At 70.0% G+C, this 18,561-nt stretch carries 20 protein-coding genes and 1 pseudogene; 10 read left to right on the plus strand and 11 right to left on the minus strand.

Annotated features, from left to right (window positions below; translation table 11 throughout):
- The first annotated feature begins 4 nt into the window (after positions 1–4).
- On the plus strand, positions 5–985 hold the full coding sequence (locus tag OG858_RS09660; protein ID WP_319263528.1) for a DNA polymerase Y family protein: 981 nt from the start codon (positions 5–7) through the stop codon (positions 983–985).
- A gap of 285 nt (positions 986–1,270) precedes the next feature.
- Positions 1,271–1,453 (plus strand): annotated as a pseudogene (locus OG858_RS09665) (IS5 family transposase); the annotation flags it as partial.
- Between the two features lie 141 nt (positions 1,454–1,594).
- Here the strand turns inward: OG858_RS09665 and OG858_RS09670 are convergent.
- Entirely contained in the window at positions 1,595–2,701 is a 1,107-nt protein-coding gene (locus OG858_RS09670) for an ABC transporter substrate-binding protein (protein ID WP_086746256.1), read from the minus strand.
- A 157-nt stretch (positions 2,702–2,858) separates the two neighbouring features.
- On the opposite strand from OG858_RS09670, the gene OG858_RS09675 reads away from it, so the two are divergent.
- A complete protein-coding gene (locus tag OG858_RS09675) occupies positions 2,859–3,335 on the plus strand; it encodes a MarR family winged helix-turn-helix transcriptional regulator (protein ID WP_086746255.1) in 477 nt (158 codons plus the stop codon).
- A 418-nt stretch (positions 3,336–3,753) separates the two neighbouring features.
- Positions 3,754–4,041 carry a hypothetical protein gene (locus OG858_RS09680; protein ID WP_086746254.1) on the plus strand — a complete coding sequence of 96 codons (288 nt, stop codon included), beginning with the start codon at positions 3,754–3,756 and terminating at the stop codon, positions 4,039–4,041.
- 184 nt (positions 4,042–4,225) lie between these two features.
- Here the strand turns inward: OG858_RS09680 and OG858_RS09685 are convergent, their stop codons facing one another.
- From OG858_RS09685 to OG858_RS09720, 8 genes are read right to left on the minus strand one after another with little or no spacing between them, the layout of a single operon-like run.
- The gene (locus OG858_RS09685; RefSeq protein ID WP_328544989.1) at positions 4,226–4,684 is read right to left on the minus strand and encodes a hypothetical protein; all 459 of its coding nucleotides are present in this window, start codon (positions 4,682–4,684) and stop codon (positions 4,226–4,228) included.
- A 2-nt stretch (positions 4,685–4,686) separates the two neighbouring features.
- Complete coding sequence (locus tag OG858_RS09690; protein ID WP_256960139.1) at positions 4,687–6,285, minus strand: acyl-CoA synthetase; 1,599 nt, start codon at positions 6,283–6,285, stop codon at positions 4,687–4,689.
- A gap of 50 nt (positions 6,286–6,335) precedes the next feature.
- The gene (gene hcaB, locus OG858_RS09695; protein WP_086746251.1) at positions 6,336–7,172 is read right to left on the minus strand and encodes a 3-(cis-5,6-dihydroxycyclohexa-1,3-dien-1-yl)propanoate dehydrogenase; all 837 of its coding nucleotides are present in this window, start codon (positions 7,170–7,172) and stop codon (positions 6,336–6,338) included.
- Positions 7,169–8,026 carry an alpha/beta fold hydrolase gene (locus OG858_RS09700; protein WP_256960138.1) on the minus strand — a complete coding sequence of 286 codons (858 nt, stop codon included), beginning with the start codon at positions 8,024–8,026 and terminating at the stop codon, positions 7,169–7,171. Before OG858_RS09700 ends, hcaB begins: the two co-directional genes overlap by 4 nt.
- 12 nt (positions 8,027–8,038) lie before the next feature.
- The gene (locus OG858_RS09705; protein WP_256960137.1) at positions 8,039–8,614 is read right to left on the minus strand and encodes a 3-phenylpropionate/cinnamic acid dioxygenase subunit beta; all 576 of its coding nucleotides are present in this window, start codon (positions 8,612–8,614) and stop codon (positions 8,039–8,041) included.
- Between the two features lie 59 nt (positions 8,615–8,673).
- Complete coding sequence (locus OG858_RS09710) at positions 8,674–9,870, minus strand: NAD(P)/FAD-dependent oxidoreductase (RefSeq protein ID WP_328544988.1); 1,197 nt, start codon at positions 9,868–9,870, stop codon at positions 8,674–8,676.
- Complete coding sequence (locus tag OG858_RS09715; RefSeq protein ID WP_086746248.1) at positions 9,867–10,208, minus strand: non-heme iron oxygenase ferredoxin subunit; 342 nt, start codon at positions 10,206–10,208, stop codon at positions 9,867–9,869. Before OG858_RS09715 ends, OG858_RS09710 begins: the two co-directional genes overlap by 4 nt.
- Complete coding sequence (locus OG858_RS09720; RefSeq protein WP_327743611.1) at positions 10,205–11,557, minus strand: aromatic ring-hydroxylating dioxygenase subunit alpha; 1,353 nt, start codon at positions 11,555–11,557, stop codon at positions 10,205–10,207. Before OG858_RS09720 ends, OG858_RS09715 begins: the two co-directional genes overlap by 4 nt.
- A gap of 101 nt (positions 11,558–11,658) precedes the next feature.
- Here OG858_RS09720 and OG858_RS09725 point away from each other — a divergent pair, with 101 nt between their 5' ends.
- From OG858_RS09725 to dmpG, 5 genes are read left to right on the plus strand one after another with little or no spacing between them, the layout of a single operon-like run.
- On the plus strand, positions 11,659–12,657 hold the full coding sequence (locus OG858_RS09725) for a zinc-binding dehydrogenase (RefSeq protein WP_086746246.1): 999 nt from the start codon (positions 11,659–11,661) through the stop codon (positions 12,655–12,657).
- Positions 12,654–13,601: a 3-carboxyethylcatechol 2,3-dioxygenase gene (locus OG858_RS09730; protein WP_319318284.1), complete on the plus strand. Its 948-nt coding sequence runs from the start codon at positions 12,654–12,656 to the stop codon at positions 13,599–13,601. Before OG858_RS09725 ends, OG858_RS09730 begins: the two co-directional genes overlap by 4 nt.
- Positions 13,598–14,401: a 2-keto-4-pentenoate hydratase gene (locus tag OG858_RS09735; RefSeq protein ID WP_319318281.1), complete on the plus strand. Its 804-nt coding sequence runs from the start codon at positions 13,598–13,600 to the stop codon at positions 14,399–14,401. The genes OG858_RS09730 and OG858_RS09735 overlap by 4 nt, the downstream gene beginning before the upstream one ends.
- A complete protein-coding gene (locus tag OG858_RS09740) occupies positions 14,398–15,351 on the plus strand; it encodes an acetaldehyde dehydrogenase (acetylating) (protein WP_086746243.1) in 954 nt (317 codons plus the stop codon). Before OG858_RS09735 ends, OG858_RS09740 begins: the two co-directional genes overlap by 4 nt.
- Positions 15,348–16,370: a 4-hydroxy-2-oxovalerate aldolase gene (dmpG, locus tag OG858_RS09745; protein WP_328544987.1), complete on the plus strand. Its 1,023-nt coding sequence runs from the start codon at positions 15,348–15,350 to the stop codon at positions 16,368–16,370. The genes OG858_RS09740 and dmpG overlap by 4 nt, the downstream gene beginning before the upstream one ends.
- 63 nt (positions 16,371–16,433) lie before the next feature.
- Here dmpG and OG858_RS09750 read toward each other — a convergent pair whose 3' ends face one another.
- A complete protein-coding gene (locus OG858_RS09750) occupies positions 16,434–17,219 on the minus strand; it encodes an IclR family transcriptional regulator (RefSeq protein WP_328544986.1) in 786 nt (261 codons plus the stop codon).
- Between the two features lie 71 nt (positions 17,220–17,290).
- On the opposite strand from OG858_RS09750, the gene OG858_RS09755 reads away from it, so the two are divergent.
- Complete coding sequence (locus OG858_RS09755; RefSeq protein WP_319067303.1) at positions 17,291–17,953, plus strand: helix-turn-helix domain-containing protein; 663 nt, start codon at positions 17,291–17,293, stop codon at positions 17,951–17,953.
- Between the two features lie 22 nt (positions 17,954–17,975).
- On the opposite strand, the gene OG858_RS09760 is transcribed toward OG858_RS09755, so the two are convergent.
- On the minus strand, positions 17,976–18,554 hold the full coding sequence (locus tag OG858_RS09760; RefSeq protein WP_330346587.1) for an amidohydrolase family protein: 579 nt from the start codon (positions 18,552–18,554) through the stop codon (positions 17,976–17,978).
- Positions 18,555–18,561 lie beyond the last annotated feature (7 nt).

Below are 18,561 nucleotides of genomic sequence, written 5' to 3' on the forward strand. Positions count from 1 at the left end.
CGGGATGACCACGCGGCAGCGCCACATTGCCCACCTTTACCTGCATGCCGTGCTGACCGGGGATCAGTACGCCGATGTAATCGAACTGATGTCTAGTGTCACGCCTCATGTCCAGGCCGTCCCGCCCAACTCCGTGCAATTGGACCTGACATCGGCGCTCCGGTACTTCGATCTGTCTCCCTACAACGTGGTCCAGCTGGCGAAGATCAGACTGAAGGCGCTGTACGGCATCGACAGCAGCGCCGGGCTCGCGGGCAACCGCATGCTGGCGGCCATGGCCGCCGACGCCTCTGCACCGGGAGACACCACCTGTGTTCCCATGGGGCAAGCGGCCGACTGGCTGTATCTGCGGCCGGTCACTGCCCTGCCCGGGATCGGCCGCACCACGGCGGAGACGCTACGCAGATACGGCCTGCACACCATCGGGCAGGTCGTCGATCTGCCCGCCGGAACCCTGCAGCGACTGCTTGGCGCAGGTCCCGCCCGGCTGCTGGCCGAGCGCGCCCGTGGACACGACCCACGCCCGGTCACCCCCGTGGAACCCGCGGCGCATCTGGTCGCCGACCTGGCGCTGGAGCGGGACTGTCTCGATCCGGCACAGCACCACAGAGCAGTCCTGGGGCTCGCCGACCAGATAGGCCAACGCCTGCGCGGAGAACGCCAGATCACCGGTCGGCTCACCCTCACCGTGCGGTACGCCGACAGCAGTTCCACCACACGTACACGCCCGCTGCCGGAACCCACCAACCACTCACCGTCCCTCGCGGCAACCGCCCTGGGTCTGCTGAACGCCCTTGGGCTGCAGCGGGCGAGAGTTCGCGCCTTCGTGATCCGTGCCGACGCCCTGCTGCCGGCCGACAGTGCCTACCGCCAACTCTCCATGGATCCGGGCGACGATCGCGCCCGCGTGGCCGAAGCCGCCGCCGACCGCGCCCGCCGCCGCTTCGGGCCCGAGGCCGTCCGCCCAGCGACTCTGGCCGACTGACCGCTGTGTGCTGTGTGCTGTGTTCTGTGACCGCATAGGTCCGCCGGGTTGGTCCAGGCTGCGACCACCGCCTGATCGACGACTGAATCACTGCTCAAGGCAGCGAACCAGGAATGTCAGTCCCTCCGGGCTGCTCAACCGCACAACACGACGACCGGTTTTCTCGGACCAGGTGGCCGAGTCTTGGCCGTGTTCGTGCCTTACAGACATCCCGCAGATCTCGCAGGTGTCCGCCAAGAGCCGTGTGACCAGCTCTTTATGCCGGCAGTCCACCCAGACCGGCCGCGGAGTTACGGCGGGCTCATGCTGCACCACCGCCTCGCCCGCGACTGCGAGACCCTGCTGGCCCGCTCCGAAGCCATGATCCACCTGGCCATGACCGACCTGATGGCCCGCCGCCTCACCGGCGAAGCCACCATCTCCTGGCGCGACCCGATACCTCTGGATCAGACACCGATTACGGGATGAAGCACCGGGGCGAAAACGCCCTCTGAGATCCCCGACAAGAGTCAAGTAAGCCGCCGGGAGTCCTTCTTGGTGCTGTCGAGCCGCCGAACCCAGTGGAAGCAGACACCGGCCGGAGATTGTGGCGTGGGGCCGCCGTCCCGGTCAGCGCCCGGGGTGCAGGCCGAGCCATCCCGGGGAGGGTGCCCCGGTCACCTCGCCGACGTAGAGCGTGAGCTGTTGCCTGAACTGCTCGACGAGAGCCCGATCGGCCATGAAGTCCTCGAAGCCGTCGAGGTGGGCGTTGCGGTACTCCCAGATGGGGCGGTAGCCCGCGTGGGGCTGGACGTCGGTGCGCACCGACCACATGTAGAAGTCGGACTGCGTTTGCTTCGACAGCCACCAGTTCAGGTACAGCTTCGCGGCGGCGGGGTGCTTCGCGTGCCTGAAGATGGCGGCGCGCTGGGCCCATGCCATGAACGGGTCGTGTTTCGGGACGACGAAGCGGGTCTTCACGCCCGCTGCCGGGGTCAGCATGCCGTCCGTGCCCAGTGCGACGACCGCGCTGCCCGCCTCGACCCGGTCCGCGGGTTCCTGCGTACCTCGCACCCAGGCCACGTCCTGGGCGACGAACCGCCGCAGCCACTCCCAGCCGTACTTGTCGACGATGAGGCTGTACAGGTACAGGACCGCGTCGTCGTCGTTCGGATAGGTCGAGACGATCTTCCCCTTCCAGCGTGGGTCGAGGAGGTCCCGGGCCGAGGCGGGTGTCGTGCCGCCGGCTTTGTCGACGTTGTAGATGGTGGAGAAGGCGTCGACGAAGATGCCGGTCCACGCGCCGTCGGGGTCCTTGAACGCCGGGTGGACGCGGGAGAAGCCGGCCGGCTTGTAGGGGAGCAGGGCGCCTTCGTGCTTCCAGCGGGGGAAGTCCTGCAGGGTCTGCAGTTGTACGACGTCCGGGACGAGGGAGCCGGTGGCGAGCTGGTTGTCGACGCGGGCGTCGTGGAACTTGCTGTAATCCACGACGATGTTCAGCGTGATGCCGGGGAACGCCTTCTCGAAGGCGGCCTTGTTGCCGTCCTGCTGGGTGGCGGTGTCGCCGCCGGCGTAGACGGTGAGGGTGCCGCCCTCCGCCTTCGCCTCGCGGTACAGCTGTTTCAGGCTCTTGGCCTCCTCACCGGGCTTCGCGGCGTATCCCGTTCCGGCGCCCAATGCGACCCCGGCGGCCGTGAGTGAACCTGCGGCGAGTACCTGACGTCGTCCGACCGACATGGACGTTCCCCTTTCAGTGCGGTGCTGCAGTGCGATGGACGGTAAGGAAGATACCTTCCTGCGCAGCTTTATTTCAATTTTCAAGTTAGCCATGTCGCCAAGTGGCGCGGTGTCTTGGCGCCCAGGAGGTGTCCTAGATTGCTGTATCGTCAGCTTTATGGGTGAGCTGCTGAACGATGAGGCCGTCGTCCTGTACGGCGACATCCTGCGACTGACGGACGCGATCGGCGGACAGGCCGAGCGCACCATCCGCGAGGCCACTGGGCTGGGCGGTTCCGAGTTCGAGGTGCTCCTGCGTCTGGCCCGCCACCCGGAGAACCGGACCACCAGCGCCCGCCTGGCCGATGACCTGTCGTTCACCTCGGGCGGGCTGACCCGGCTGATCGCCCGCATGGAGGGGGCCGGGCTGCTCGCTCGCCACCCCCACCCCGATGACCGCCGGGCCGCGCTCCTGGAAGCCACCCCGAAAGGGCGTGAACTGCTGGAACGCGCTCTCGCCGCGCATGGCCCGCAGGTCACCGCCGACCTCGTGGAGCCGCTCACCCCGGTCGAGCGGCTGGTCCTGCGCGAGCTGGTGACCAAGCTGTTGGCCCACTCCGCGCGCGGCACGGTGCAGGGGCCCGCACGGTCGTAACCGTCCAGTCTTTCCCTGCAGCCCTCCAGCTCCTCCCCCGGAGCGCATCGGGAAGCGGACTGGGTGCCGCTGGGAAGGCCCTCTTGACCGGCGCCATCGGCATGAGCCGGCTCCCACGTCGCGGCGGTAGGCCGAGCCGCGGCCGCGAGGGACCGCCGCCAACCGCCTCGGCGGCCGTCGCGCCCTGCCCGAGCATCCGGTCCTGGCCCCGCCGGCCCTCGCCATTTCCGTGCCCGGCGCGGTGGCCGAGGTAGCCGTCAAGCATGACGCGGTGTCCGCCGTGCCCCGCCGGCCCTCGCCATTTCCGTGCCCGGCGCGGTGGCCGAGGTAGCCGTCAAGCATGACGCGGTGTCCGCCGTCTTCCCGCCCCGGGACGGCCCCGACCCGACCGCCCCGCGTCGGAGGCCGTTTCGATGCCGTGCATCCAGCGGACGGGGTCGACGAGGACGCGCTCACTGGTGCGCTCGCCTCGCCGCGGTACGGGGCGGGCAGCGCGGCCATGAGCGAACACCTCACCGCCCGCGACACCCTCGTCGGCGCCCGGGCCGCCTTCGCCGCCACCGGCTCCCCGGGCTGGCCGCCGTACGCCCCGAAAGCCGAGGGCAACTCCCGGGCCATCGGCGGCTCCCCGGCCGACGCCGGCCGCATGATCACCGAACCCCCGGCCGACGACGTCACCGCCCTCTGGCCCACCCCGCCGACCTGACGCGCTGGGGGATCCCATACGACCGGCCGCCTTCACGGAAACGCCGCGGGAATCCTGACGCCGGGTGTCACCTATGACGCGGGATGCCGGCTGCCGTCCCGACGATCGCGCGAGTGAGAGGTTTCCGAGGAGCAGAGCACCATGTCCTACGCCTTCGATGCCGAGCTGGCCCCGTCCCGGCTCGTCAGGTTCCCGGTACGTGATCCAGGTCCATGTCCGTGACGGTGACCCAGTCGGGTTCGGCCACCAGCAGGCTCAGCTGTTCGTTCTGGAGATCGACATCGACGGCGTACCGGAAGCCGGTCGCCTCCGCGGCCTCGACACCAGCCCGGTCGCCCTCCGTCACGGCATAGACCACCCGGCGGCAGCCGGGATCCGCTGCCCGGACGGCACGTACCAGCGGCCGGAGGATTTCCGGCAGGGTCCCGGCCCGCAGGCCGGTGTGGATCAGCAGTTCCACGTCCCGGGCACCGACCGGATAGGCGTCGCGGAGCCGCCCGGCCGCGCAGCGTTCCACTGCGACGACGGTCTCGCCGCTCGGGCCGCGCATGCGCAGACTGCCCCTGAAGCGCGTCCACGACTCCACGGTGGTCTGCCAGGGGCCGGGGATGTCGAGCGCGGGCAGGGCCGGCACGGTGAGCATCGTCAGTTCCCCTCGTCGGCCAGCCGCCGGACGCCGGCCTTGTCCAGCTTTCCCGAGGCGTTCCTGGGGACAGCCGGCACGATCTTCAGGCGTCGGGGCAGCTTGTAGCGGGCGAGCTGTCCGGCCGCGTACTCGTGTACGGCATCCAGGGTGATCGCCGCCGTGTCGTCCACGCTCATGACGGCCTGTACGGTCTCGCCCCACTGTGCGTCGGGAATCCCCACGACGGCGACATCGACCACACCCGGCATGGAGGCCAGCACCCGCTCGACCTCCGCCGGGTAGACGTTCTCACCCCCGCTGATGATCATGTCCTTGAGTCGGTCGACGATGTACAGGTAACCGTCCTCGTCGAGGTAGCCGATGTCGCCCGAGTGGAACCAGCCCTCCTCGTCGAAGGCCGCGTGGTTCGCCTCCGGGGTGTTCCAGTAGCCGGCGGTGACGTTGGGGCCGCGGACGACGATCTCTCCCGGCTCCCCGGGCCGGAGGGGTGTGTTGGTGGCCGCGTCGACAACCCGGACTTCGGTGAACGGCATGGGGATGCCCGCGGAACCGATCTTGTCCAGGGTGCGTTCGACGGGCAGATGCGTGGCGAAGGGTGCCGTCTCGGTCAGGCCCCAGGCCTGCTGGAGCAGCACGCCGTGCTTGGCGTAGAGCTCGATGAGTGAGGGCGGCACCGGCGCGCCCGCGACCACGATCGACCGCAGGTGGCTCAGGTCCTCGTCGAACAGGCCGGGTTGTCTCGCCAGGGCGGCGAACATCTGGGCGACGCCGAACACGGAGTTGACCCGGTGGGTGACCAGGTCTTCGAGACACGTCTGCGGGTCGAACCCGCGTCTGATCACCACCGTGCCCCCACGCACCAGCGTGCGGAGCACGAAGCTGTTCAGGGCGCCGATGTGGAACAGCGGAGCGGCGGCATAGGTGACGTCGCCACGACGTGTGTCGAGACGGAGCTCGACATTCACGGAGTTCCACCAGAGGTTTCCATGGGTGAGGACGACACCCTTGGGCGTGCCGGTGGTGCCGGAGGTGAACATCAGGATCGCCGGGTCGTCGGCACCCTTGGCGGCGATGGAAGCCGTGGGGGCAGCGACTGCGATGCGGGGTGCCCATGGCTCCCAGCCCGATGCGCCCGCGGTCGGCACCTCGCAGTCGTCGTCCACCAGGAGGAGGAGCGCGAGGGCGGTCCTGTCGCGCACGTTGTCGACGCTTTCCCGGTGTCCCTCCTCGCAGACGAGGGCGGTGGCGCCGCTGCGGACGAGCACCGCTTCCAACTCGGCCTCGGCGAGCCGGAAGTTGACCGGGACGAAGACGGCCCCCAGCCGGTGCGCGGCGAGCAGCGTGACGAGGAAGGAGCTGCTGTTGAGGCCGAGGTGGGCGACCCGGTCTCCGTCGCCGATGCCGCCGTCTGCGAGGACGGTGGCCAGGCGGGCGGCCTTGTCGTCGAGCTGGGCGTAGGTGAGGTCGCCGCCCGGATAGCGGATGGCGATGGAGCCGCCCTGGAAGCGGGCGTTGCACGCGACGGCGGCGGCCGGGTTGAGGTCGACGTGCAGGCCCGAGTTACGTGGGTGCGGTGTTGTGGCTGATGGCGGAATCACGAGCGGCTCCTCGTTGAGCGTCGGAAATCGAGAGCGCAGGAGAACAGGTGTCAGAGGTGGTCGCCGCCGGCGGCACTGGCGAATCCGCGTACGCCTATGCCACCGTCGACGTTGATCGCGTGTCCGGTGATCGGACCGCTCTGGGCACGGGAGGCGAGCAGCACATAGGGCCCGGCGAAGTCACGCGGATCGGTGCTGGAATCGTGCAGCGGGATGGGCGGCGGCGGGGTGTCCGGGCCCTGCTTGGCGAAGGACGCCGAGATCGACCGGTCGGCCAGCCCCAGTCCCTGTGGCCCTCGCAAGTCGGTGTTCATGCCGCCGCAGGCCACGCCGTTGACGCGGACCTTGGGCGCCAGCTCGTAGGCGAGTTCGCGCATCAGGCCCAGGCAGGCGTGCTTGCTCGCCGTGTAGAGGGGTCCGCCGCCGTTGACGTAGAAGGAGGCGTTGGACAGGGTCATGACGATGCTGCCGCGCGTCTTGACCAGCTCGCGCCACGCGGCCTCCGCCGCGAGGACATAGCCCTTGACGTTGACGGCGAAGATCTCGTCGAACGCCGTGTCCAGTTCCTGGCCGCTGAGCCGGGTGAGCTGGCGCTGGTAGTCCCATACCCCCGCGTTCGCCACGAGGGTGTCGAGCTTTCCGAAGCGGTCGACGGCCTCGGCGACGGCGACGTGCAGACTTTCGGAGTCGCGCACATCGGCCACGACGGCGTGGATGCGCGACGGGTCGGTGGCATCGCGTACGACCTCGTCCAGCCGTTTCCTGTCGCGGCCCACAATCGTGACCGACGCGCCCTCGGCGAGGAAGCGCTCGGCGACGGCACGGCCGATGCCCGACCCGCCCCCGGTGATCAGAGCCGCGTCACCCTCCAGCCAGCCGCCCGTCATGACCGCTCCCCGAGGAAGCCGGTGACCAGCGCGTCGAACTCGCGCTGCCGCTCCAGCTGGACCCAGTGGCCGCATCGCCCGAACACGTGCAGCTGCACGTCACGGATCTGCTTGAGCATGAGCTGGGCGCCTTCGAGGGTGATGGTCCGGTCGTCGCGGCCCCAGAGCAGCAGCGTGGGCGCCTTGATCTTGTGCAGGTCCCGCCACAGGGGGTCCATGCCACCCCGCTTGCCGAAGGCCGCGTTGTAGTGGTGGTAGAAGCCGATGTGGCTTTCGTCGAGCGAGGCCTCGTAACGGGCACGGACGACGTCCTCACCGAACTGCCTGTGATCGAAGACCATGGTGCGGATGAACGCCGCCATCTTCTTCTCGCTCGGTCCGCCGCCGTTGTAGTAGCGGAACATCTCCTTCTGCCCCTCCGTGGGAGTGGGGCCGAAGGGGAGCCAGCCACCGCCAGGGGCCATCAGCACGAGCCGGGTGACACGCTCCGGGCGCTGCTGGGCCATGGCGAGGGCTGCGGCGCCGCCGAGGCTGTTGCCCAGCAGGTGGAAGGTGTCGATGCCGAGCGAGTCGAGGGTCTGGTACAGCGCGTCCGTGGTGATCTCGGTGATGGACCGCGTCTCCAGGTCCGCCTCACCGGGACGGTAACTGGTGCCGAAGCCGGGCTGGTCGGGCAGGACGACGCGGAAGTGCCGGGCCAGGGCGGGGAGGTTCTGACGGTAGTTGCTGACGCCGGAGGCGCCGGGGCCGCCACCGTGCAGCATCACCAGCACGGGGCCCTCGCCGGTTTCGGTGACGGCGATCTCACCGAGGGAGGTTGCTACTCGGTGGTGTTTGAGTTCGAGGTCGGTCACAGCGGTGTCCCATCAGAAAAAGGTCGAGAGGTTCTTCGCCTGGAGGATGTTCTGGTCCAGGAGGATGCTCCGGCGGGCCACCCGAAGTCCGCCGTGCTCGACGCGTCGCAGGACGTCCGTGCGGCCGCCTGCGAAGACGTTCTCCTCCCGCTCCAGCCGGTTGCGGTAGACGAGGAAAGCCGAGCGCACCCACAGGTCGTCCTCGGTGAATCCGTCGTGCTCGGCGGGGTCGATGTGGCTGACCATCACGTTGGTGATCAGATGCCGGGTCCGGGAGGGCGGGTCCTCGGCCCAGGCCATCCCGGAGTCGAAGCGGCGGATGCGCCAGGCGAGGCTCTCCTTGCTCTCGTCGTAGAAGGCCGCCTCGCCCCGCGCGGCCACGGACAGCGCCTGCTGCCGGCGCAGCCGGTTGCTGCGGGTGGGCATCCAGTAGTCGAGGTCGTCGGCGAGCAGGTCGAGCCAGTCGGCGTAGCGGCCGTCGTCGAGGAGGGCGGCCTCCTCGTAGTAGAACTGCTCGACCTCGAAGTGGGTGTCTCGGTCGGCGCGTGCCCCCGCGCGTGACCGGATCTGCTCGGTGCCTGTGCTCACGGTGTCATTCGATCCTTTCTCGGACCCGGGTGATATGGCCTGTGCCGCCTGGCGGTACATCAGCCGCGCAGCAGACCGCGCAGGTTCACGGCCGGGTCGGCCAGCCGGTCGGCGGCGACGTGGACACGGCGGTCGATCAGCCGGCGAGCGGCTCTGACGGCGGCCGGGTCGTCGACCGAGGCGGCCGCGACGACCAGCCCGTCCCTCAGACCGAAGACGGAGAAGGACGGGTCGTCGTAGGAGCCTCTGAGGACGGTCTGCGCGGCTGCCTCCATGTGCCCGACGGCCTCGATGTGGAGTCCGTGCCGGTCCGTCCAGAACCAGGGCGCGGCAGGCGCCGGTTCCGGGGCGCCGAGGAGGGTCGCCGCTGCCCTGGCACCGTCGTGCTGGGCTGCTTCCCAGTGCTCGGTGCGGGGCACTTGGCGCATTCGGGCAGGGTCGCCGACGGCGAGCACCGCCGGATTCGAGGTGACGTGACGCTCGTCGACGAGGATGCCGCGGTCCACCTCCAGCCCGGCCGCCCGCGCCAGCTCGGTGCACGGCACCATGCCGACGCCGAGCACCACCGCGTCGTGGAGCCGCGTGACTCCGCCGAGCCGGACCTCGACGCCCTCGGGCCGGTCGACGAAGGACTCCACGGCGGCCTGTACGGCTGTGACCCGGTGGCGGGTGTGCAGTGCGTGCAGCCAGGCAGCCAACTCCGGGCCGAGCGCGGCGGCCAGCGGCACGGCGACCGGGTCGACGAGGACGACCTCGCAACCGAGACGTACGGCGGTGGAGGCGACCTCGGCACCGATCAGTCCGGCGCCGACGACCAGCACTCTGGCACCGGGAGCGAGAGCCGGGCGCAACCGGTCGGCGTCGTCCGCCGTACGCAGGACATGCACGCGCTCGCCACCGATCCCCAAAATCGGGAGGCGGGCGGCGGCACCGCCCGTCGCGAGCACGACACGGTCGGCGCGCAGCAGGTGTCCGTCGCCGAGCTCGACGGCGCCGTCCCCCGGCCTCAGCGCGGTCACCGTCGTCCGGTTGATCAGCCGTACCCGCTGGTCGTCGTACCACCGGGAAGGCTGGAGGGCGATCTCCTCGACGTCCTTCGTGCCGGTCAGGAAGTCCTTCGACAGCGGAGGACGGTCGTAGGGGAAGTCCCCCGAATCGACGAGGGTGACATCACCGTCGAAGCCGCCCGCTCGCAGCGAGGCGGCGGTGCTCACGCCGGCGATGCCGCCGCCCACGATGACGACACGCTCGGTCACGGCGACTCTCCCGGGAAGAGGTAGACCTCGCCGTCACGGACCTCGACGCGGTGCGGGCAGGCGTTCCTCGTCGCGGGCAGGCCCTGGACCTCGCCGTTCTTCAGACAGAACTTGCTGGAGTGCAGAGGGCATTCGACGAATCCACCCTCCACCCAGCCATCGGCAAGCGAGGCGTCCTCGTGCGTACAGGTGTCGTCGAGCGCGTAGACACTGTCGTCGGTGTCGCGCAGCAGGGCGATGTCGTCGGCGGTGCCGGTGACCGCCTTGTCGATGGCGATGCCCTCGCCCTGGGGGATGTCGGCCAGGGCCGCTACTCGAATACCGCTGCCGTTGCTCATGCGTGGTGCTCCTCGTGCCAGGCGGGCGTGTTCATCAGTTCGCGCCAGCGTGCGTAGAAGGCCCGGCCGGCGGCGTCGCTGTAGAGCTCGCTGGTCCTGCCGGGGTGGCGGCCGTCCTCGCGTTCGCTGCCCATGCCCATCTGGTAGTTGAGAGCGACGCCGCCTGTGATGAACCCGTGCGAGATGGCCTGCACCTCGCTCCAGTTCTCACCGTCGTCCTGCTCGAAGATCCCGCTGGGTCCGAACGTCCGCAGGTTGTACAGGCGTTGGGCCTCGCGGACCTCTTCGGGCATGGACTTGTCGACGATGGTCCAGGCCCACACCTCCATGCGGTCGGGGCCCTTGGGGTGCCAGACCCGGATGGATCCGTTGACCGGCAGATAGGAGAAGTTGGGGAAGACGGTGGCGTGTCCGTTGGTCAGCGGTCCCTCGACGCGGGCCTCGCCGAGCCGCTCCCGCAGCGCGTCGTAGTCCGTCCACTCGTGCACGGTCTGGGCGTCGAAGCGGTTCTTGGGATGGACCGGGAAGCCGGCGCCGTGCCCGTTCGGGTCCACGTACTGGCGGCCGGTGCGGTGCACGACCTCGTCCTTGGGCTTCCTGCCGGACGGCGAGAGGACCATGAGCGCCGAGGCGTGGCTCATGTTGACGTGGTACCAGTCGGTGGCGAACTGTTCGGCGGCCAGCTTCCAGTTGCCTTCCAGGACCCACTTGTGGACTCCGCCGACGACGATCGTCCCCTGGTCGTCGTGGTCGAGCATCGCGTCCATGTACCAGGCCATGTCGCCGAGCGACTCCCGCAGCGTGACGGGATCCGGATCCCAGGTGCCGAAGACCAGCCCGCGGTACGTCTGCACGTGCGGCACCTCGACAAGACCCCACTGCCCCGTCTCGAAGGACTTTGGGTAGCCGTCCTTGTTGGGCACGCTGACCAGCGAACCGTCCAGGTTGTACGACCAGCCGTGGTAGGTGCAGGTGAAGTTGCGGGTGGTGCCGAAGTCGGCGCGGCAGACGCGGGCACCCCGGTGCCGGCAGGAATTGAGGTAGGCGCGGATACGCCGGTCACGGTCCAGCGTCACGATGACCGGGTCCTCGCCCATGTACGTCGTGAAGAAGTCGCCGGGCTTGTGGAACTGGTCGGTGTGCGCGAGGAACAGCCAGCTCGGCGCGAAGACGCGACGCAGCTCCTGGCGGTACAGCTCCTCGTCGGTGAAGATGACGCGATCCAGCAGCCCGCCCTCAGCGTCGACGAGCCCGGATACGTCGATGTTCCGCGCCAGGTCCGCCGGACGCCGCAGCGCCCCGCGCGGGGCCGCCGTGGCCGCGCCCTGAGGTTCGATCGTCGAGGTCATGAGCCCAGGCAACAGCAGCGCCGTGGCCGGGTGCCATCCGTCGTTCCGTACGGCGGCACACGCGCTGTCGGCAGGCGGCGGGCGCGGGGGAGCGTGAACGCATGCTTGCTGCCATCGCCATCTCCCAGAGCGCGACCGATCCGCTGTCGGGGCTCGTCCTCGGGGAAATCCTCAAGCCTGAGCCCCTCCCCGGCTGGTCGACCGTCCGTGTGGTCTCCTCGTCCCTCAACATGCACGACCTGTGGACCCTGCGCGGCGTCGGTCACCCGCCCGAGCGGCTGCCCATCGTCCTCGGCTGCGACGCGGCCGGCTATGACGAGAACGGCAACGAGGTGCTCGTCCACCCGGTGATCGCCGACCCGGACGCCGGCCTCGGCGACGAGACGCTGGACCCCGGGCGTGCTCTGCTGTCGGAGCAGCACCACGGGGCGTTCGCCGAATACCTCGCCGTCCCCACCCGCAACCTGATCCCCAAGCCGTCCTGGCTCACCTTCGACGAGGCGGCCTGTCTGCCGGTCGCCTGGGGCACCGCGTACCGCATGCTCTTCACCCGGGCGGGAATCCGCGCGGGCGACCGGGTCCTCGTTCAGGGGGCCGGGGGCGGCGTCGCGTCGGCCGCGATCAAGCTGGCCGTGGCCGCGGGCGCCGTCGTGTACGCCACCAGCCGCAGCGAGGACAAGCGACGGCAGGCCGAATCCTGGGGCGCGCGCAAGGCCGTACCCACCGGCGAACGGCTGCCCGAGCGCGTGGACGTCGTGATCGAGACGGTCGGTGAGGCCACCTGGTCGCACTCCATGAAGTCGCTGCGTCCCGGCGGCACGATCGTCGTCGCCGGAGCCACCAGCGGGACGAACCCACCCGCCGACCTCGGCCGGATCTTCTATCTCCAGCAGCGCCTCCTCGGCTCGACCGGCTGCACCCGCAGCGAACTGGTCTCGCTGCTGAAGCTCATGGACGCCACCGGCCTGCGCCCGGTCGTCGACCGCACGCTGCCGCTGGACGAGATCCACAAGGGCTTCCAGCTCATGATCGACGGGCGGCTCACCGGCAAGCTCGTCATCCATCCGCCCGCCCCGCACGAGCAAGGAGCCCCGCGATGACCGCCGCCGCCGTCGGACTGTCCCACTCTCCCCTCATCGGCAAGAACGACCCGGCCCCGGACGTCCTGTCGGCCGTCGAGGACGCCGTCGAGGCGGCTCGCTCCTTCGTCCGCGCCTTCGACCCCGACCTGGTCGTCCTGTATGCCCCGGACCACTACAACGGCTTCTTCTACAAGGAGATGCCTCCGTTCTGCCTGGCCACCGAGGCGAACGCCGTCGGCGACTTCGGCTCCGCCGCCGGACCCCTCTCCGTCGACACCGACGCCGCCCGCGCCCTGGCCCGCGGGGTTCTCGACCGGGGAGTCGACCTGACCGTCTCGGCCCGGATGACCGTCGACCACGGCTTCGTCCAGCCGCTGGAAGTCCTCTTCGGCGGCATCGACAAGGTGCCGGTCGTACCGGTGTTCGTGAACGGTGTGGCCACCCCGCTCGGCCCGGTCAGCCGCATCCGGGCACTCGGGACCGCGATCGGCGAAGCGGCCGCCCTACTGGACCGCCGTGTGCTGTTCCTCGGCTCCGGCGGGCTCTCCCACGACCCGCCCGTCCCCGTGCTCGACGGCGCCCCGCCCCGGGTCGCCGACGCCCTCATCGAGGGGCACTCGCCCACACCCGAGCAACGGGCCCGGGGCGAGGAGCGGGTGATCCGGGCGGGCCGCGAGTACGCCGCCGGCTCGACCCGCATGGTGCCCATCAACCCCGCCTGGGACAACCTCGTCCTGGACACCCTGGAGAGCGGCCGGCTCGCCGACGTGGACGCCTGGACCGTGGAGTGGATGGGCGCCGAGGGCGGTGGCTCGGCCCACGAGGTCCGCACCTGGATCGCGGCCTTCGCATCCCTTGCGGCGACCGGCTCGTACCGCACGACCTCCCGCTTCTACGCACCCATCCCCGAATGGATCGCGGGCTTCGCCGTGGCCACCGCAGAACAGGAACCGAACCGATGACCGAACGCGAACGAGCCATCACCCTCGCGACGGACAGGCTGACGACCGCAGCGGTCGAGCGGGAACCCTGCGCCCCGGTCCGCGATCTGCTGGGCACCGGCGACATCGACGCTGCCTACGAGGTCCAACGCCGTCTCACCGCCCGCCGACTGGCCGACGGGGCCGTCCGCACCGGCCGGAAGATCGGCCTGACCTCGCCGGCCGTGCAGAAGCAACTCGGCGTCGACCAGCCGGACTTCGGCGTGCTGTTCTCCGACATGGACGTCTCCGCCCTCGCCGAAGTGCCCACCACACGGCTGCTCCAGCCGAAAGTCGAGGCGGAGATCGCCTTCCTCCTCGCCACCGACCTGGACGGGGACGATCTCGACCTGGCCGCCGTCCGCGCCGCGGTCGCCTGCGCGATGCCCGCCCTGGAGATCGTGGACAGCCGGGTCGCCGACTGGGACATCACCATCACGGACACGGTCGCCGACAACGCCTCCAGCGGCCTGTACGTCCTCGGCGAATCCCGTCTCCCGCTCAAGGCGTTCGAGCCCCGTGAGACGACCATGCGGATGTACGTGGACGATGTCCTCGTCTCCGAGGGCACCGGCACCGCGTGTCTCGGCGATCCCCTGAACGCCCTGCTGTGGCTGGCCCGTACGGCGCGCGCCTACGGCGACCCCCTGCGGGCCGGCCAGGTCGTCCTCTCCGGCGCGCTCGGCCCCATGGTCAGCGTCGCCCCAGGCGTCACCGTCCTCGCGGAGATCTCCACCCTGGGCACTGTCACCGCCGCGTTCACCGACAAGGAGCCGTCATGACCGCCTCGAAGAAGACGAAAGTGGCCGTGATCGGTTCCGGCAACATCGGCACCGACCTGATGATCAAGGTGCTCCGTCTCTCGGAGACACTGGAGATGGCGGCGATGGTCGGCATCGACCCGGCCTCCGACGGACTCGCCCGGGCCCGCCGACTGAAGGTGCCCACCACCCATGAAGGCGTCGACGGCCTGATCCGCATGGACGGATTCGACGAGATCGACATCGTCTTCGACGCCACCTCGGCCAAGGCCCACATCGCCAACGCGGACCGGCTCGCCCCCTTCGGCAAACGGCTCGTCGACCTCACCCCCGCGGCTGTCGGCCCCTTCGTCGTCCCGGCGGTCAACCTCGACGACAACCTGGACGCCGCCGACGTCAACATGGTCACCTGCGGAGGGCAGGCCACCATCCCGATCGTCCACGCCGTCGCACGTACGACCCCCGTCCCGTACGCGGAGATCGTCGCCTCCATCGCGTCGAAGTCGGCCGGGCCCGGTACCCGCGCCAACATCGACGAGTTCACCGAGACCACCTCCGCGGCGATCGAGACCGTCGGCGGTGCCAAGCGCGGCAAGGCGATCATCGTCCTCAACCCCGCCGAGCCCCCGCTGATCATGCGGGACACGGTGTTCTGCCTCATCGGCGACGCCGATCACGACGCCATCCGCGCCTCCGTGACCGCCATGGTGGACGAGGTCGCCCAGTACGTCCCCGGCTACCGGCTCAAGCAGGACCTCCAGTTCACGCCCGTACCGGCCGACGAACCGGTCCACACCCTCCTGCCCGCCGAAGCGCCGCGGGTGACGACCAAGGTCTCGGTCTTCCTGGAGGTCGAGGGCGCCGCCCACTACCTCCCCGCCTACGCGGGCAACCTCGACATCATGACCTCGGCCGCCCTGCGCACCGCCGAGCGCATCGCCCGGCACTCACGACAGGGGGCATCCGCATGACCACCAGCCTCTACATCCAGGACGTCACCCTGCGGGACGGCATGCACGCCGTACGGCACCGCATCGCCCCCGCCGACGTCCAGCGCATCGTCGCCGCCCTGGACACGGCCGGCGTGGACGCCATCGAGGTCGCCCACGGCGACGGCCTGGCCGGCGGCTCCCTCAACTACGGCGCCGGCAGCCACACGGACTGGGAATGGATCGAAGCAGCCGCGTCGGTCCTCGAACGGGCCACGCTCACCACGCTCCTGCTCCCCGGCATCGGCACCATCGCCGAACTGAAGCAGGCCTACACGCTCGGAGTGCGCTCGGTCCGCATCGCCACCCACTGCACCGAGGCCGACGTCTCCGCCCAGCACATCGCCACGGCCCGCGACCTCGGCATGGACGTCTCCGGCTTCCTCATGCTCAGCCACATGGCCCCGGCCCCGGAACTGGCCGAGCAGGCACGGCTGATGGAGTCCTACGGCGCCCACTGCGTGTACGTCACCGACTCCGGAGGCCGTCTCACCATGGGCGGTGTCCGTGAACGCGTCCGCGCCTACCGCGACGCGCTGCGGCCGGAGACCCAGATCGGCATCCACGCCCACCAGAACCTCTCCCTGGCAGTGGCCAACTCGGTCGTCGCCGTCGAGGAGGGGGTCACCAGGGTGGACGCATCCCTCGCCGGACACGGCGCGGGGGCGGGCAACTGCCCGATCGAACCGTTCGTCGCCGTCGCCACCCTCAACGAGTGGAAGCACGGCTGCGACCTGTTCGCCCTGCAGGACGCGGCGGACGATCTCGTACGACCGCTGCAGGACCGTCCGGTCCAGGTCGACCGCGAGACGCTCACCCTGGGCTTCGCCGGCGTCTATTCCAGCTTCCTCCGGCACGCCGAGGCGGCCTCCCGGCAGTACGGCATCGACGTACGCGGCATCCTGCTGGAAGTGGGCAGGCGCGGGCTGGTCGGCGGGCAGGAGGACATGATCGTCGACATCGCGCTGGATCTGCTGCGGGCCGCTCCGGCGGTGTCCTGACCGGCGGCTGGTCGCGGCGGAGGGGTGCCACCGCGTGCGGTGGCACCCCTCCTGCGGTACGGGTCACGCGGTACGGGCCAGCCCCTTCGCCGCTGCCCGCGAGGCGGCGGCGGCGACCCGTCGGGCGTGGACGCTCAGTCGTCGTGTGTCGATCTGGCCGAGCCGACCGGCGACCGAAAGGGCCGCGACCGCTCGCCCGGCGCGGTTCAGCACCGGCACCGCCACGCAGGCCAGTCCGAGCTGGTACTCCTCGTTGTCGAAGGCGACACCGGTACGGCGAATGTCGTCCAGCTCGGCGGACAACTCGTCGGGATCGGTGATCGTGCTCGCGCTGTAGGAACGCAGAGGCTGCGCCAACACCCGCTCCGCGGCCTCGTAGTCGTAGGCGAGCAGGACCTTGCCGACCGCCGTCGCGTAGGCCGGCAGCCGGCCACCGATGCGGGACGGCACGGGCGCGGGCCGGTGACCGTAGAGCTTGGCGAGATACACCACGTGCGGGCCGTCCAGGACCGCCAGGTGCACCGTCTCCCGGCTCGCCTCGTACAGGTCGGCCAGGTAGGGCAGCAGCATGTCGCGGATGCTCTCGGAGCCGGGCGCGTAGACGGCCTTTCCCAGATGGTGCAGGCGCTCACCGAGCCGGTAGTCGGTCCCGACGCGCTCCACCACACCGTTGCGCTCCAGCATGCCGAGGACGCGGTACGCGGTCGACTTGCTCATCTGCGCCCGTCGCGCGAGTGCGCTGACGCCGGATTCCCCGCTGGACCTGTCCCCGAGGGCGACGAGGAGGCTGATGGCCTTGTCGACGGCGGCGCGGTCGTCACGCGCGGAACCGGCGAGGGTTGCGGTCATGGTTGTTCACCTCGGCTTCGAGGAGTGGTGTCACTTTTAATGCACCATCTGCCATGCTTTACGTGACAAGGATGCGAGCCCGCCGCCCGTTCGTCAATAATGACGGCATGCATATTAAAAGTGACACCCTTGCCCGGGAGAACGAGCTCGTCGCCCGCAACGTGCGCCGCTTCCGGCTGGAGCGGGCGATGTCCCTGGGCGAGCTGGCCCGCCGGTCGGGTCTGTCGAAACAGACGCTCTCCAAGATCGAACAGGGCGTGGGCAATCCCACCGTGGAGACCCTGTCGCTGCTGGGGACCGCGCTGGACGTGCCCGCGCGCCGCCTGCTGACGGAGTGGGGCACTCCGGTCTACGTCCAGCGGCAGAGCGAGGGCGAGTGGTCCGAAGCGGCGAACTGGACCGAGCGCCTCCTGGACGAGACCTACGGCTCCGGCTACGTACGCACCCTCGTCCTGCGTCTGGAACGGGGCGACCGGGACCCCGAGGCGATCCCCGCACACAGTGCCGGCACCCTGCATCACCTCTACGTGATCACTGGAAAGCTCCGCACCGGTCCGCTCAACGAATCGGTGGACGTGGCCGCCGGCGACTTCGTCCGCTTCCCCGGTGACGTACCCCATCGCCACATCTGCCTCAGTGAACGCGTCGTGGCCCACGTGGTCACCACCCTCCCTCAGGTCCGCCAGTTCGGCCCGACCGTCATGAAGGGCGGGGTGGTCCCGCCATCGGCGTGAGGCCGAGGCCCCGCCCTCACGGTCACTCGCCACCGAGGCGCACCCCGAGACCGGGCGCGAGCAGGCCCGGCGCGTGCCCTGTGTACCCACGCCCAGCGGTCGGTCGAGCAGTGTTCACCGCGCCGAGAACACGCTCCCGGCACCGCTCTGCCTCCGCGATCGTCCGGGCGACATCGGTGCCGATGATTCCCTCGCCCCATTTCCGGAGCGTGCCGTTGACGAAGACGACGTCGACGTCGCTGTTCGAGCAGAAGTCGACGACGGTGCCGACCGCGTCGCCACGAGGGCGCAGGTGCAACCGCCCGGTGTCGACGGCGATGAGGTCGGCAGGCAGGCCCGCCTTGAGCATCCCGAGCCGACCGGGCATGCCGACGCTCGGCGCGCCCCCGGACGTGGCGACCCGGAGCGCGTCGAGTGTGCCGAACGGGCTGATCGCCTGCTCGCCCGAGGAGGAGTTCAGTCGGGCGAACGCGGCACTGCGCTGGAGTGTCAGCAGCGTCCGCATCTCGGTGAAGAAGTCCAGTCCGTAGCAGACCTCGTGCCGATGGCGGGGTGGGCTCCCCGAGCGTCGGTGCCCCTTGGGCGCGGTGATCTCGTCGATGCGTCAC

It is taken from the genome of Streptomyces europaeiscabiei, assembly GCF_036346855.1.
GTDB lineage: Bacteria > Actinomycetota > Actinomycetes > Streptomycetales > Streptomycetaceae > Streptomyces > Streptomyces europaeiscabiei.